Consider the following 15,228-nt stretch of genomic DNA (forward strand, 5'->3'; position numbering starts at 1 on the left):
CTTTATCTGTAAATGGCTGCAGGGCATTCCCTACTTTAAAACGCAGGCGACCCACTCAAAAGATCGTGCGCCAAAAGCTTGCCTGCCAAGATGTGTCCTGCAGTGTTCGGATGCCATGCATCTGCCGCGTACATTTGATAATTTTGGTGATGTTTCGCAATGTACGCCTTCATTTGATTAAAAACGTCAAACACAGAGACTTCACGCGCTGGATACGATCGCGCAACAGCAATTTCTGCGTTGACATACTGTGCCTCTGATACACGATTCACCGTATAGGAGGCAGGCGTGACAGGCGGCGTCACCACCCAGACCGCTTCATGATTGGCAATCGCCAGATTGATCTCTTTGCGGATGGTCTGAGAAAACACGGACAGTGGTGTATTGGCCGTCGCGTCGTCAAGCATCCCCCACGAGATCAGCAGGACATTTGGGTGAACCGCCTTGATCCACGTCGGGAGAAGCGGGAGCGCCGCCTCTGCCGTTTCTCCCTCCACAGCGTGATTGATAAACGGCAGGGCATGATGCACCCCCTTCGCGTAACCTGAAACCCCACGCGCGAGATATCCGCCGCCAGTCTTATCGTCCCACCCTTTGGCGACGGACGAGCCGATCGCCATGATGCGAATCGGCCCTTTCGGGAGAGACTTCGGCTTATTCACACTGCGGTGTACCGCATACGTGAGATGGCTGCCAATGACAAATAGCAGAACGACCGCGAGAAGGGCGCTTGCAAAGATGCGATTTCTGCGGATCTTCTTACGTCGACGCTCAAAACGATTCATGAGCTTAAACTCATCCGGGCAATTTCCTGTTCACGCAGGCGATGACGCTGCACCTTGCCCGTGGGTCCTGCCGGGATCACATCAACAAACTTGATCTCCGCAGGTTGCTTGTAAGGCGCCATATTCTCTTCGCAAAGCGCTCGCAATTCCGCCAAGAGTTCTTCCTGTCTGCTGAATTGATCAGGAATGATGTACGCGGCGACCCGTTCACCGTGAATCTCGTCGGGAAGCCCGATCACGGCTACACCTTGCACGCGGCTGTGTTTGCGCAAAACATCCTCCACTTCACGCGGGCTGATCTTTTGCCCGGCGCGGTTGATCATTTCTTTGCGGCGCCCTGTGATAAACACATAGCCATCCTCATCCTGATACCCAAGATCCCCCGTCATGAACCAGCCATTTTGAAAACTGTCACGGGATTCGTCCCCTGAAGCGTAGGATTTGATCAAACGATCGCCCGCAAGCGCAATCTCTCCCACCTGATTGGTCGGCAGCGTCTCACCCTGTTCGCCTGTGATGCGCAGTGAAATACCGCGCGGAATGCCGACGGAGCCGTATTTGCGACGTTCGGGCGGCAGTGGATTGACGCACACCTGACTCGCCGCCTCTGTCATTCCGTAGGATTCGATGATAGGGATGCCAAACTTGTTTTCAAAGCGATGAGCGTGCAGTTCAGGCAGCGGCGCAGAAGCCGAGCGAATAAAGCGCACATGATCTGCCGGTGAGCCACAGCTTTCTGTCTGAAGCAGAATTGAAATCACGGCGGGAACGGCTGAGATCCACGTCACGCGTAAGCAAAAGACAGTTTCCCAAAAGCGCGTCGCGCTAAACCGCTCTTCCAAAACGAGCGTTCCACCAGACAGCAGTGTAGAGAGCAGGCCAACCACCTGGGCATTGATATGAAAGAGCGGCAAAAAGCCATAGCACACGTCTTCACTTGTCAAATGATGCGATGCGATCACTTCATCCGCTGTGGCGTGAAGCAATTCAACCAGGAGAAACACACCTTTAGGACGTCCAGTTGTGCCAGATGTGAAAAGCAACACGCCGTAATTGGACAACCCTTTTGCAAAAGCGCCGTCACCGCGCCGCTCAGGCAGGGCGTTGTCTGGCGCATTGGTTCGAGAACTCGTCGTGCACTCCATATGAAATTGACCGAGCTCATCACATGAGATATACGCCCGCATCAAGTGGTCCCGTTGAGGCGTAACAACAGGTTCGGCGTTCGCTTCAAGCTGCGCCTCGCGCGTCGTGCGACTCTCGATCATGCCGCGCGCACTCGACTCGGCAAGAATGCGATCCACTTCGACGCGTGTCGCCTGTGGGTTGACAGGGACAACCGTCGCGCCATACATAAGAATACCAAGATAGGTAACGACCCACTCATACGAATTCGGCGCAGAAAGCAGCACTCGATCTGCCGGACGAATCCCAAACTGATCGAGTGATACCATGACCTTTTCCACATCATATCGGAGCTGATCTGTGTAATACCAACGGTTTCGATTATAGATAACCTTCTTGCCGGATACTTTGAGTTGTTCTCTCACACGGTGCATGGCATGCATCGATGATCCCCCTCCACAACAAGTCATATCTGCATCATGCGCCAGAAGTCTTAAATCCATCTTAAAATTGACGAATGAATATTTTCCTTTGCGATATTCAGCACAATAAAAGGAGAAAAGAAAAAAACAACACGTTTTAAGGCAACTTTAAACCTCGCGCGATACGATAGCGCAGAAGAAAGGAAGTGAATGTGCCTGTGTCAAAAGCGAAAGAGCACCTTTACGAGATTGACCTCATGCGTGCACTCATCATTCTCGGGGTCATCTGCGTACACGTGATTTCATTTTTCAACTTATTTACAGTGCAAATGACTGGGGTCAACTTGCGCAACGACGCCGCGCTGACCGCGCTTCACTTTACAAGAGAAGCGTTTATGTTTATCACCGGACTCGTTTTATTTATCACGTATTATGGAAAACCATTTAATGTGAAGATGTTTCTTGGCAAACGCCTGAAATTGATCGCGATTCCTTATTTTGCGTTCACACTTCTCTACATGCTGTTTACGCAGACCTATATGCCTACACCGCATTTAACGTTGCCGCTGTTCTTGCAGAACTACGGTATTGCCCTGTTGACGGGCAACCAATTTTTTCTGTACTATCTTTTGATATCACTGCAGCTCTACATCATCTTCCCTTGGTTGTTAAAGTTCATCAAGGCCACAGAGCGCTATCACGGTCTCCTTTTTGGTATAAGCTTTGCGCTTGAGATCGCCCTGATGTGGTTCAACAAATTTTACCTGCAAATGCCTGCAGGCTTACACCTTCCGGGACTGCTCGGGGTGCTTGTGAACTACCGCGACCGCATCATTATTACGTATCAATTCTGGTTTATCGCAGGCGCTCTGGTCGCGGTTCACTATAGCAAGATCAAGGCCATCCTGCAAAAGTATGTCCGGTTCATTCCATGGATCCTTTTATTCAGCTTTTTCGCCATCGGTGTTCACGTGGCAATCGACCGCTTGGTGCAGCATCAGGATGAATCACAAACTGTGCTCGTCCTGCAGCCACTTATGATCCCGTACAGTTTGCTCGCCACAGTTACGCTCTGGTCGCTTGGAATGGCGTGGTCGCGCGTGCGCCTTGATTCCCGTTTCCGCCAAATCAGCCGCCTGATCAAGACAGCGGCAGCCGCATCGTTTGGCATTTTCCTGATACACCCGTTCTTTTTGCACCTCGTTCAGGTTACGATCTATCGCCTACACACGACGGCGGCAGAGCGCGTTTGGCTAACGCCCGTCGCCATCCTGTTCGTCTATTTTTCAGCGATGATCGTTGCACGCCTCGTCGCACGCATTCCATACCTCAGCTATATCGTCGGCCAAAAGTCGACATGGCATTCACAAAAGAAGTTGCCCATGCAAAGGGGGACTGTACGTGAAAACACCGCATCCTAGTGAAGAAAACTTGCTCGCGCGCCTTGATCGCATCCCGATCATCAAACCCGTTGTGCGACTTTTGATCCTGCTTGCGTGCGTGTGGCTCGCCGAGGCGTTTGACATTGGTATCGTAGGACCAGTCATGGCCGTGCTCAAAGGCGCGTGGCATCTTAGCACGGCCGATCAGGCTTGGCTTGGCATCTCCTCAACGCTTGGCGTCGTACTCGGCATGATCCCCGCCGGCATGCTCGCCGACCGCATCGGGAGAAGACGCGTCGTAATCGTCGGCATTCTTGTCTTTTCAGTTATCACTGTGCTTGGGAGCTTGGCGCATAGCCTGAACCAGCTCCTGATCATCCGCTTTCTCGCAGGACTCGGGGAAGGAGCGGTACTGCCGCTTCCCTATCTCTACCTCGCGGAATTTGTACACACAAAGCGGCGCGCCGTCAGTGTCGGAATCGCAAACGGCGTGTTAACGGCCGCTTACCTGCTGCCAAATCTCGTCGGTTCTTACGCCATTCACACCTACGCCTCGTCGATGGCGTGGCGACTTCCTTTTCTGCTTGGCGCCATCCCTCTGTTCCTGGTTGTCCCGCTCTATCTCTGGTTGCCGGAGAGTCCGCGCTATCTGATTAAAAAAGGCCGCGTCAACGAAGTGGCAGATCTGGTCACGCGTCTTGAGGATGCGGCGAATCTGCCGCATGATATCTCGCTTGTCAACCCGCGCGCAGCCGCAGCCCTCCGTCTTGAACGCACGGAAGAGACACGCCTGATCAATGTGCTGAGACGACCATTTCTCACACGCGGTCTGATTGCCACAGGACAGTTGACAGGTGCGCTCATCCTGTTTTACATTCTGCTCGTCTACGGCCCGACTCTGCTCATGGCGCGCGGCTTTGGAACAGGTACAGCCGTCCTCTTGACTGGCGTCATGATGGCGATCGCCGGGATCGGCTCGATCATCCAAGGTCTGTTGTCTGACCGCTTTGGCCGAAAAGCGATCCTCTCCATCTATTTTGGACTTGCGGCGGTGGGTTGCATTCTATTTGCAGTATCCGCAAACGGGTGGATTACTGCAATCGCCGCCTTCTTGAGTTCATTTTTTGGACTCGGCGTTTTCCCAGTCTCCAAACTCCTGGTCGCAGAGCAATTCCCGACACACTTGCGCGGCATGGGAGTTTACTTGAGCGAAATGGGCGCGCGCGGCGTCAGCGGAATTGTCACGCTCTCGTTTTTGCCCTTTGCACTCGCACAATTTGGCAGTGCAGTCATTTTTGTCGCCATCGCAGTCATCCTGATCGCCTTCATGGTCCCTGTCTGGATCGCAGGACGCGAAACTGCGCGCATCAGTGTCGAAGAAGCCGGCGCAACGTCTCTCGTGGCACTCGCTCGCGAGATGGAGAGCAACCGCATGAAGATCCAGCCAATGCCCTGATGACAAGCCGTATTTGCTGACGTACCCCCTTTTTTGTGCTATGTTGAAGCAGGGGGGCTCACGATGCGTGTCTTGATTATCGAGGATGAAAAAAAGCTGTCGGAGGCACTCGTCCGACTCCTTTTTGAAGAGGGGATCTCTGCCGATGTAGCGTATGACGGCGAAGATGGTTATCTACTCGCTTCTTCCAAAATCTATGATGCGATTATTCTTGACCGCATGCTGCCCAGTATGGATGGCTTGTCTGTTCTTTCCAAACTGCGAAAAGCATCTGTGCGCACGCCTGTCCTGATGCTTACGGCACGCGATGGAATCCCCGATCGCGTTGCCGGACTGAACGCAGGTGCTGACGATTATCTCGTAAAGCCGTTTGCGACAGAGGAATTAATTGCGCGAATACGGGCGCTCCACCGCAGGCCGGCGGAGCTGATCACCGATGTATGGCTGCAATGTGAAAACCTTCGCTTCGACCCGCTTGAGCGTACTTTGATGACCCAAACAGGCGAGTCGGAAAAACTCTCTCCAAAAGAAGCACAGATTCTTGAGTTGCTCATGAAACATCACGGCCAGGTGTTGACGCGCCGCCAGTTGATGGATAACGTTTGGGGTTATGAAGCGGATGTGCTAGAAGGTGTACTCGACACGTATGTGCATCACTTGCGGAGGCGATTGTCGCAATTCCAGGGGCCGACGATTCAAACTGTGCGCGGCGTAGGATACAGCCTGCGCAGCGCACATCAAAGAGCAGAGTCGGACAAATCCTAAGAAGTGGGTTTGGCAAACCGCCTGCTCCGTGTGTGATTGACTGATCACTGTGTTGCATTTTTTCCGGGTTTGGAATTTCTCGGTTTAGAAAAAGAACTGGCAAAGGCGGCGTTCATGTGGCGTTTGGGAGTGACAGGAGAGATCCTTATCGCGCCGTGCGCCTTAAACTGTTTGTCATTCAAGTCGGAGCGCTCCTCGCGATCTGGCTTGTTTTGCTATCGATTGTGTATGTCCTGATGTCAAGCGAACTCTACCGCGTGCTCGACTCGGAACTGCGACGCTCTGCCATTCAAGTTATCCAATCTTATGACCACAATCATCTCTCAACACAGAACGCGAACAACCAAAGTGATTTTGGCGCGGCGTACAGTCTGTGGAAAATTACCGGGGCTGCCTCTTCAATGTCTGCCACGTATATTGATGGAACTCCTTTTATCGATGTTCGCACCGTGTATCACAATGCGCTTATGCATCCGTCCGGCTACTCCACAACCCTGCAAATCAATGGGCAGCCCTACCGTATTTTTGACGCACTTGTCAATTTAAGACACGGCACCTATCTGATTCAAGTCGACCGCTCTGTAGGACCGACACAAGTCACCCTTTCAAGTCTTATTTCAACACTCATCATCGCAGGCATGGCCGCTTTGATCCTCACGCTTGTCGGAGGTCTCATTCTCACCGCCAGAAGCATGAAGCCGCTTCTCGCGTCGTGGCGCCAGCAACAGCAATTCATCGCCGATGCTTCCCACGAATTGCGAACACCATTTGCCATCATTCGCAGCAACCTCGATGTGCTTTTGCACCACCCCGATCATACGATTGAGAGTGAAATGACCTACTTAGGAAACGCGTATGAAGAAGTTGAGCGAACATCCGCACTGCTTGAAAACTTGCTGACGCTGGCGCGCGCAGACAGCAATGAACAAATCCTCAACCTGTCGCCTGTCTCGCTTGGCGAACTGGCCAGAGACGTGGTCGAATCCACCCGCCCTCTTGCCGAGTGGCAACAAAAGACCATCACCCTAAACGCACCAGAAAACCACTGCATGGTGATCGGCGACCCGGCACGCCTGCGTCAACTCTTGCTCATCTTGATTGACAATGCATTACGCTATTCAGATGCGGGTGCGTGTGTCGCCATCACCATCTCATGTGACACGACATCCTGTGAACTGCGCGTTCAAGACAACGGGGCAGGTATCCCGCAAAACCTACTGCCACGCATTTTTGACCGTTTTGTCCGTGCAGACCCAAGCCGACATCGCGCAGAACAAGGCAGTGGGTTAGGCCTTGCCATCGCAAAATGGATCATCGAAGCGCACAAAGGACAGGTTTTTGTTCAAAGCAAAGAAGGACGCGGAACGACGTTTACCGTCATTTTCCCGTCCTGAGACTAGCCTCTGTTCAATTCGTGTTTATTTTGCCAACGTTTCCGATTCATCATGAGTTGGGACGTTCTCGCACCATGTGTTGCCCCAGCGCTGAACTTCATCCATGACATTCTGCAAGCCCTGGCCTTTTGGCGTGAGTTCGTACTCAATGCGCACAGGCGTTTCTGGATACACATTGCGCTTTAGAATGCCTGCCGCTTCCAGTTCTTTAAACCGTTCCGCCAACATGCGATCGCTCATATGAGGAATCATCTCTGAAATGTCCTTGAATCGTTTAGGTCCTGTGAGAAGTACGCGAATGATCAAGCCTGTCCAGCGTTTTCCCAATAATTCAAAGGCAGCTTCAAAGCGAGGACAAAGATGTTGGTCTCCCATCCTGTATCGCCTCCTTCTTCCATCATACCATAGCAACTTGGAAAAGATAAGCGGTATATTTATGAACTTTCTGCATGGTATAACAGAATTTCTCCCAAAACACGCAAAAATTCGCTAGGCCGTTCAGCGTGAATGTGATGCCCTGCCTTCTCGATCACATACTGCTTTGCACAGGGAAACTGTTCTGCTAGGCGTGCACCCAAAGCGACGTATGCGGAGTCGTACGCTCCACTCAAGAGTTTCACAGGCGAACGAAACAGTCGCATTTTTAACCACTCTGGCACGCCAAACCCTTGCGACATGCCAAGCATGCTGCGCGCGACGCCTGCTGGACACTGCGCGCGTTTGCGCGCAAGAAGTTTCTCATAATCTTCTTTATCCATGCCACGCTGCGAAGAAAACAGCGGCATTCCTTGCCACGCGGCAAGAAACGCCGGAAAATCGCGTGTAATTTGCACCGCTCGCGTCTGATCCAGTCGCAATCGCGCCACGCGATCTTCTAATCGTTCAATGCCCGGCGAAGCGCTTTCCAAGATAAGACAAGAGATTCGCGACGGCATGGCGAGTGCAAGGCGAAGAGCAAGCCTCCCCCCCATGGAATAACCGATGAGTACAACAGGTTCGTTTAATTTTTGGAGAAATGCGGAAAGATCGGCGACCTGCTCTTCCATCGCATACCGCTCCTGCGCGAGTTTGGCTTGCGTTTTGCCATGACCCAAAAGATCGAGTGCGAGAGAGCGATGTGACTTGGAAAATGCCTCCATGAAAGGCAAATACTCTTCGGCCGTTCCCAGCCAGCCGTGCAGCCACACGAGAGGCGGCCCACTCCCAACCTCGATCCCGTGATAAGAAACGCCTCTTAGCGTCACAGAAAAAGCTTTCACGATGCGCCATCCTCACTCGCATGACCAAAAGGCGCAAGCACCGCGCGGTGCAAGCGCGCGTTCTCTGCTCGATCCGTGTCAATTTGTAGCAGCGTCAATCCTTCTTGCATAAGTCCTGCATGCAGAGCCTCACGGAAATCATCCCAGTCCCGGGCGCGTGTGTAGTGCGCGCCATAGAGCGCAGCCGTATGTTGAAAATCGCGTCCATGCGGCGTTTCGAAATATGAAAAAACATCCTGCTGTGTAGCCTGCGGTAGCATGGAAAAGATGCCTCCCCCGTCATTTTGCACGAGGACGATGACCAGGGGTATGTGATAGTGACAGGCGGCAAGCAAGCCGTTTTGATCGTGAAAAAACGAGAGATCGCCAATGACGAGGACCGTTTTCTCGCGCTGATAGGCGGCTGTTCCAACCGCGCTTGAGACGACGCCGTCAATCCCGCTTGCGCCGCGGTTTGCAAAGACACGCAGACGAGTGGAAGTAACAGGGAAAAAGCTGTCCATGTCGCGAATCGGCATGCTGTTTCCCACGTAAAGATTCGTGTCATCAGGGAGCAAACGAGCCAATTCAAAAAAGAGCTGCCCCTCGAAAAAAGGTTCGAGACCGTCCATGCGCTCGCGCAGGCCTTCTCTGCAAGCATGGTCAAGCTCCATGAGCTGAAAAGCGTAGGCGCGGCGCAAATCACGCATTTGCGCAAAATCATCACAGGCAGACGCGAGCACCTCACAAAAGCTCACCGGATTCGCCTGAACAATCTCGGCGGCACACTCCTGTGGATCGCTCCAGAGATGGCTTTCTTCGACCACAATCTGCCATGTATTTTGCCAGGCCGCCAGCGCTTGCCCCACCGATTTAGAGGTGAGCGCTCTGCCAAATCGAAGAATCACATCCGGTCTGACCTCGTCAAGTGACGAATGGCCTGCGCGCAACCACACATCCGCATGTGCAAGCACAGGCGTCTTTGAACTACCATTTGCACGATGCCCGGAAAGTGGATCGGCAAGAATGACTACGTTTAGTTTCACCGCGAGCCTCTCGATGGCACGCGCAGCGGACTCCGACTGAGGTCCGCTCACGATCAAAACGCGACGGGCCTCTGCCAGCCGTTTCATAACGCGCGTGATGGCGTGCGGGTCCGGATGCAGCACGCCCGCATAAAAAGAGAGAGGCATGCTCTGCAATTCCACCTCGCGAGGCGGCAAGAGCGGCTCGCGCAACGGATAATTTACGTGCACAGGCCCCGCCGGGCTCGCTGTCGCCGCGGCAACTGCGCGCGCCGCCGCGATACGCGCATGCTTTATCAGCACAGGCGAGTCTTCCGCCGTGGGCATCTCATACTCCCACTTTACGTGGCCGGAAAAAATCCCCGTTTGACGGATCGTCTGATTGCTTCCCTGTTCGCGCAGTTCAGCAGGCCGATCTGCCGTGATCACAAGCAGCGGTACACGCGAATAATAGGCCTCAATGACCGCGGGCAGGTAGTTGGCGACGGCTGTTCCCGATGTACAGACAAGGGCCACCGGCTCGCCACTTCGTCTGGCGAGACCAAATGCAAAAAAACCGGCAGACCGTTCATCAAGAATGGTGTAAATCTCAATCCCGGCCTGCCGCGCCCCGGCAATGGTCAGTGGCGTAGAACGCGAACCCGGCGAGATGCACAGATGCTTTACCCCTGATTGCGCCAGTTGATCGACAAATGCGACGACCGGCTTTAAATGCCCGTCACTGCTCACGCGCATCCCCCTTTGTAGTCACATCCTCCGACAGACAAAGCTCCCGTTTCATCACCTGCATCTTGAGCGTCGTCTCACTCTCTTCACGAATGGGATCAGAGTCTGCAACCAACCCGGCGCCTGCGAATAAATAGGCGCGTTCATCTCGCACAAGCGCGCTGCGAAGCGCAACCACCATCTCACCTGAGCCATCCCGCTCGATGAATCCAAGCGCTCCCGCATACCAACCGCGATCCATCGCCTCGCGCTCGCGAATCACGCGAACAGCTTTAGCGCGCGGATAGCCCGCCACGGCTGGCGTCGGTTGAAGGCGTGAAGCCACCGCAGCGATCGTCACATCGCGCAAAGCCTCCGCGCGAACGGGTGTGTAGAGATGCTGCAAATTAGGCAGACGTCTGAGCTGCGGCTCCTGGTATGCAGGTTTCGTCGCCACACCTTCTAGCGCATGCTCGATCCCTGCAAGCACAAGACGGTGTTCATGCAGGTCTTTATTGCTTGCAAGCAGCGCCTGTCCCGCCTGTTCATCCTGCGCGCGATCCACAAAACGCGGCGCCGTGCCTGCGAGACAATCAATGAAAAGTTGACCCTTCTTCATGCCGACAAGACGCTCAGGCGTTGCGCCTAAAAAGACATCCCCGCGCCACGCGATGCCAAAAACAGTAGAACTCGGATAGTCAAAGGCGAGATTCTCAAGGGTTGTCGCAAATGTCGTCACGCGATGTGTTACATCCACCATGCGCGCGTGAACCACCTTCTCATAGGATCCTTTGCGCATGTCCTCCGTCGCCTGCGAAACCAGCGTGCGAAAAGCCTCATCGCGGTCAGCGGTTGACGATTGAACGTCACCGATGCGCACATCATCAGATTCACTTGCTCTGCGTTGCCGCACGCGCTTGTGCGTACTCAACTCAAGCAGCTTGCGCAGTGCCTGATCTGTCGTTTTTTTTATATCGCGAAGCGTATCATTCTGTCCCACGCGCAGTGTGACCGTGAGATAGGCGCGCGCCGATGATTCGCGCTCAATCGAAAACATCGGAATCGCCAGAAGGACATCAGGCCAGCGTTCCCAGGGCGCTTCACGCTTTCGCGAAACGTCAAATGCCGTCCCGAGAAACGCCGTCGTGCGCGCCGCCCTTTCTGTGATGACATCCTGAAACAATCGCGCACTCGCATTCGACGCGCGATCAAAAGCGCGCGCGCCTGAATAGATCTCAAGCGCCGTCTCACCATACGTCGCGCGCTCAAGACCGTTTGGCCCGTCACTCCAGTACGTCGCAAATTGTGCATCTTGACGGCCCATATCAATGATGGCAGCCAATCTGCCCTCAAAAGTAAGGGGCACAGTCACAGAAATCATCACACTGTGCCCCTTGCGCTGCGCCTCAGACGCCCCTTTTTGCAAAAGAGGCTCAAGATGTGCATACACCTCTTCGACTGTGACGTGATGAAGGGTTAAAGCCATAACCGCATCTCCCTTTTTAACAACTTCCCGGCCGCGTTGCGCGGCAGACGATCCACGACGAGGAAATGTTTTGGAACCTTGTAGCCAGCCAGCCGCTCCCGGCAAAACGAAAGGAGCGCCGATTCATTATAGGCAGGATGAACTGCCAAAACGGCGACGGGAACCTGCCCATACCGCGCGTCGTCACGACCGATGACCGCTGCCTCAATGACAGACGGATGGGACAGGAGAACCGCTTCCACTTCGGCCGGGTATATATTCTCTCCTCCTGAAATGATCAGATCTTTACGCCGGTCAAGCACAAAGAGATATCCTTGTGAATCGAGATATCCGAGATCCCCTGTGTGAAACCAACCGTCCTCCGCGAGCGCGCTGCGCACCGTTTTTTCCTGCCAATACCCGGCGCAAACCGTCGGTCCCTTGATCTGAATCTCTCCAACCCCATTCGGCGGGCAGCACTCCCCATGCCCATCGACAATGCGCACATTCGTTCTCATCAGCGGTTGCCCCGCTGAACCTACGCGCGAGGAAACCTCCGCCGGGCGCAACGTCGCCACCTGCGAGTTTGCCTCCGTGAGACCATACGTCTGCACAACCGGGACGCCCCGCGCGATGCACCGCTCTAAAAGCGGCACAGGCGCAGGGCCCCCGCCTAGAAGCACAACGCGCAGCGCCGCAGGAAACGCGACCTCATCATCCATCATGCGCTGGAGTGTCGCCGCCACCACAGAGACCATCGTGATGTCTCCCCGCAAAAGCCGCGCGCGATGCGCCGCTTCATCAAAGCGATCTTGCAGAACCGCGGCCGTGCCATAGATGACGCTGCGCATGAGCACGGCCTGCCCGCCGACGTGAAACAGCGGCAAGGCAGTCAGCCAGCGATCGGTCGGGAGCATTCCGAGGCGCAACGCCGAGGCGACAGCGCTAGCGAAATGGTTGCCGTAGGTGAGAAGCGCACCCTTGGGACGTCCAGTCGTCCCCGAGGTGTAGATGATGCTCTGTACATGAGAAAGACAGACGGGCGCAGGTATAAACACGCGCGCCCCTTCTTCCATTTGAACTGTACAACGCCACGCGCGAACGTGTGCAAGCCGTTCACTGATCGCGACGCGCTGCGCCTCATGCGCCTCGTCACAAAGCAGTGTGCGCGCCTCGACATCGTCCACCTGCCACACCATCTCTTCTAATGAGAGGCGGGCGTTTATCAGCACAATCACCGCGCCAAGATAGCGCAGCGCGTGCAGCGTGATCGCAAAAAGCAGCCCGTGCGTCATGAGTACTGCGACGCGCTCTCCACGTGCGACGCCCCGTTCTTCCAAAAACGCCGCGCGCGAAGCGACGCGCGCGGCCAATTCGCGATAGGAGACTGGCTGATCCTCGTGCTCTATCGCGAGTATTTCCATATGGCGCAGCGCATAAAGCCAATCTTCGACCCACTCACCCACCACACTGTCTGCTAAAAACGCTTCTTTTTCGCAAATCCCCTGTTCACTCATGATGCATGCCGCCTATGGCAAACGTGGAAACTTCGAAAAATCTGGCTGGCGCTTCTCCAAGAATGCATTTTTCCCTTCGCGCGCCTCTTCCGTCATGTAAAACATCATTGTCGCGTCGCCCGCCATCTGCTGCAGCCCCGCCAATCCGTCCGTGTCCACGTTGAACGACGCTTTTAAAAAGCGGATTGCCATCGGTGATTTCTCAAGGATCTCCTGCGCCCACAAAACAGCTTCCTCTTGCAGTCTGTCCACGGGCACAACCTTGTTCACAAGCCCCATGTCGTACGCTTCGTGCGCATCGTATTGGCGGCATAGAAACCAGATCTCTTTCGCTCGCTTCATCCCGATCGTACGTGCGAGAATGCCTGTCCCATACCCCGCGTCAAAGCTCCCGACGCGCGGTCCCGTCTGCCCGAAGCGCGCATTCTCCGCCGCAATCGTCAAGTCACACACCAAGTGAAGCACATGACCGCCGCCGATCGCATAACCCGCCACCGCCGCGATCACCGCTTTTGGCAGCATGCGAATCTGCCGCTGCAAATCAAGCACGTTGAGGCGCGGAATCTCGTCATCCCCGACGTAGCCGCCGTGTCCGCGCACGCGCTGGTCACCGCCAGAGCAAAACGCAAGATCTCCTTCTCCCGTCAAAATGACAACGCCCACTTCACTGTCATCGCGCACGCGATTGAACGCATCAATCAGTTCACTCACCGTCTTCGGACGAAAAGCGTTTCGCACCTCCGGACGATTGATTGTAATCTTTGCGATTCCTGACGCCTTTTCATAGCGGATATCTTCATATTCATGAGCAGTTTCCCAATGCATTACACAGCACCCCTTTACCCGGATCACACCCCGCGACCCTGACTCGACTCACCGTGCAGACCAGCCAGTCTGTTCTTGCTCAAGTATAACAGACTCGCGAGTCTGTTATACGCACAATCGTGGAGTTTTTTTGAACTCCATTCATTGTCTTCGCCAAAACCGCCTTTTCACCGCTGCTAAATTTTGCTATGGTATGTCCCGAAGGAGGACGTCATTCTTGAATTCATTCCGAAACACCTTGTGGAATCTATTGCGGCCCAAAACGCTGACCGCGTCCGTCACACCTGTTCTCGTAGGAACTGGTGCAGCGCTTTTGCACCATCCGCTGCACACATCCCTTTTTCTCAGCATGCTCATCGCTTCCATGCTGATTCAGGCAGCGGCCAACATGGTCAACGAGTACTATGATTTTGTACGCGGTCTTGACTCAAAAGAGATGACCGGGATCGCCGGCGCGATCGTGCGCGACAACATGTCTCCCCGCACGGTGCTCATCATCACATGGGTGACCCTGACAATTGCGCTTTTGCTTGGCATCTACATCTGCGCCAGCACCTCGTGGTGGGTCGCTGTCTTTGGCGCCGCATCGATGCTTTTTATGTACCTCTACTCAGGCGGGCCAAAACCGATCTCCTCGACACCTTTTGGCGAGGTGACGGCAGGCGTGGCGATGGGACCCGTCATCATTCTGATCGCCTATTTCATTCAAGCCGGTCATTTGTCACCCGTCGCCTGGTGGGTGTCTGTCCCGGTTGGGCTGCTGATCGCGGCGATTCTCCTCGCCAACAACCTTCGCGATCTCGAGCACGACCGCCCCGGCGGCCGCAAAACACTGCCGATCCTGCTTGGAAAAACGCGCGCGGTCGCAGTGCTTGGCACTGCGTTTGCACTCTCCTATCTCATTCTCATCGCGCTCGTCCTCGCGCGCATGCTCCCGTCGTGGGCGCTGCTGTCACTCTTGAGTGCCCCTTTACCCGCACGAGTACCGCGTCAATTTCTCGCCGCAAAGACGCGCGATGAACTTCAAGCTTCGTTTGAGAATACGTCTAAAACACTTATCGCTTTTGGATTTCTTCTCTTTGTCGGCCTGCTCATCGCACGCATTACAACGCCGTGAGAAATGT

13 protein-coding genes are annotated in these 15,228 nt (G+C 54.5%); 5 read left to right on the plus strand and 8 right to left on the minus strand.

Annotation, left to right across the window (positions count from 1 at the left end):
• Nucleotides 1-35: 35 nt before the first annotated feature.
• Nucleotides 36-785, minus strand: coding sequence for an SGNH/GDSL hydrolase family protein (locus ATW55_RS06840; protein WP_067714614.1), 750 nt, complete (start codon nt 783-785; stop codon nt 36-38).
• Nucleotides 782-2,353 carry an AMP-binding protein gene (locus ATW55_RS06845; RefSeq protein ID WP_067714617.1) on the minus strand — a complete coding sequence of 524 codons (1,572 nt, stop codon included), beginning with the start codon at nt 2,351-2,353 and terminating at the stop codon, nt 782-784. The genes ATW55_RS06840 and ATW55_RS06845 overlap by 4 nt, the downstream gene beginning before the upstream one ends.
• Before the next feature lie 197 nt (nt 2,354-2,550).
• On the opposite strand from ATW55_RS06845, the gene ATW55_RS06850 reads away from it, so the two are divergent.
• The 4 genes from ATW55_RS06850 to ATW55_RS06865 all read left to right on the plus strand — a co-directional run bounded on the left by ATW55_RS06850 (nt 2,551) and on the right by ATW55_RS06865 (nt 7,329).
• Nucleotides 2,551-3,753, plus strand: a complete 1,203-nt coding sequence (locus tag ATW55_RS06850) for an acyltransferase (protein ID WP_153005042.1) — start codon at nt 2,551-2,553, stop codon at nt 3,751-3,753.
• On the plus strand, nt 3,734-5,170 hold the full coding sequence (locus tag ATW55_RS06855; protein WP_067714623.1) for an MFS transporter: 1,437 nt from the start codon (nt 3,734-3,736) through the stop codon (nt 5,168-5,170). Before ATW55_RS06850 ends, ATW55_RS06855 begins: the two co-directional genes overlap by 20 nt.
• 63 nt (nt 5,171-5,233) lie before the next feature.
• Nucleotides 5,234-5,935, plus strand: a complete 702-nt coding sequence (locus tag ATW55_RS06860) for a response regulator transcription factor (protein WP_067714626.1) — start codon at nt 5,234-5,236, stop codon at nt 5,933-5,935.
• A 116-nt stretch (nt 5,936-6,051) separates the two neighbouring features.
• Nucleotides 6,052-7,329, plus strand: coding sequence for a sensor histidine kinase (locus tag ATW55_RS06865; RefSeq protein WP_067714629.1), 1,278 nt, complete (start codon nt 6,052-6,054; stop codon nt 7,327-7,329).
• 24 nt (nt 7,330-7,353) lie between these two features.
• Here ATW55_RS06865 and ATW55_RS06870 read toward each other — a convergent pair whose 3' ends face one another.
• From ATW55_RS06870 to menB, 6 genes are read right to left on the minus strand one after another with little or no spacing between them, the layout of a single operon-like run.
• Nucleotides 7,354-7,704 (minus strand): winged helix-turn-helix transcriptional regulator, encoded by a 351-nt coding sequence (locus ATW55_RS06870; RefSeq protein WP_067714632.1) that lies wholly within the window; start codon nt 7,702-7,704, stop codon nt 7,354-7,356.
• A gap of 59 nt (nt 7,705-7,763) precedes the next feature.
• Nucleotides 7,764-8,588 (minus strand): 2-succinyl-6-hydroxy-2,4-cyclohexadiene-1-carboxylate synthase, encoded by an 825-nt coding sequence (menH, locus tag ATW55_RS06875; protein ID WP_067714637.1) that lies wholly within the window; start codon nt 8,586-8,588, stop codon nt 7,764-7,766.
• Nucleotides 8,585-10,321 (minus strand): 2-succinyl-5-enolpyruvyl-6-hydroxy-3-cyclohexene-1-carboxylic-acid synthase, encoded by a 1,737-nt coding sequence (menD, locus tag ATW55_RS06880; RefSeq protein WP_067714640.1) that lies wholly within the window; start codon nt 10,319-10,321, stop codon nt 8,585-8,587. The genes menH and menD overlap by 4 nt, the downstream gene beginning before the upstream one ends.
• Complete coding sequence (locus tag ATW55_RS06885; RefSeq protein ID WP_067714643.1) at nt 10,311-11,783, minus strand: isochorismate synthase; 1,473 nt, start codon at nt 11,781-11,783, stop codon at nt 10,311-10,313. Before ATW55_RS06885 ends, menD begins: the two co-directional genes overlap by 11 nt.
• Nucleotides 11,774-13,279 (minus strand): o-succinylbenzoate--CoA ligase, encoded by a 1,506-nt coding sequence (gene menE, locus ATW55_RS06890; protein ID WP_067714646.1) that lies wholly within the window; start codon nt 13,277-13,279, stop codon nt 11,774-11,776. The genes ATW55_RS06885 and menE overlap by 10 nt, the downstream gene beginning before the upstream one ends.
• 12 nt (nt 13,280-13,291) lie before the next feature.
• On the minus strand, nt 13,292-14,104 hold the full coding sequence (menB, locus tag ATW55_RS06895) for a 1,4-dihydroxy-2-naphthoyl-CoA synthase (RefSeq protein WP_067714649.1): 813 nt from the start codon (nt 14,102-14,104) through the stop codon (nt 13,292-13,294).
• A 217-nt stretch (nt 14,105-14,321) separates the two neighbouring features.
• On the opposite strand from menB, the gene ATW55_RS06900 reads away from it, so the two are divergent.
• Complete coding sequence (locus tag ATW55_RS06900; protein ID WP_235587032.1) at nt 14,322-15,221, plus strand: 1,4-dihydroxy-2-naphthoate polyprenyltransferase; 900 nt, start codon at nt 14,322-14,324, stop codon at nt 15,219-15,221.
• Nucleotides 15,222-15,228: the final 7 nt, after the last annotated feature.

The organism is Ferroacidibacillus organovorans (genome assembly GCF_001516615.1).
Classification (GTDB): domain Bacteria; phylum Bacillota; class Bacilli; order Alicyclobacillales; family SLC66; genus Ferroacidibacillus; species Ferroacidibacillus ferrooxidans_B.